The following is a 383-nucleotide window of genomic DNA, read 5'->3' on the forward strand; positions in this document are numbered from 1 at the left end:
AGGGGAGTTGACGGGTCCGAATCCTGTCGATCGGGGCAAATACGGGTCGAAGATCCACCTGCTCACCGAACGTACCGGTTTGCCCCTGTCGCTCGCGATCTCCGGAGCCAACGTCCATGACAGCCAGGCCCTGATACCGCTTGTCGACGCCATTCCGCCGATCCGCTCGCGACGCGGACCGCGACGCCGCCGTCCCGGCAAGCTGCACGCCGACAAAGCCTACGACCACCGCTTCATCCGCGCCTACCTGCGCCGGCGGCAGATCCCGGCCCGCATCGCCCGCCGCGGCATCGAGTCCTCCCAGCGCCTCGGCCGGCACCGCTGGGTGATCGAGCGCACCGTCGCCTGGCTCGGCGGCTTCCGCCGACTCCACCGCCGCTACG

Annotated in this window: 1 protein-coding gene; it reads left to right on the forward strand. The window is 70.0% G+C overall.

Annotation, left to right across the window (positions count from 1 at the left end):
* Positions 1-383 (forward strand): IS5 family transposase (locus PUR56_RS35415; RefSeq protein ID WP_329951986.1); only part of this gene is annotated, 383 nt, incomplete at both ends.

The organism is Streptomyces sp. BE303, from assembly GCF_036290945.1.
Classification (GTDB): Bacteria; Actinomycetota; Actinomycetes; order Streptomycetales; family Streptomycetaceae; genus Kitasatospora.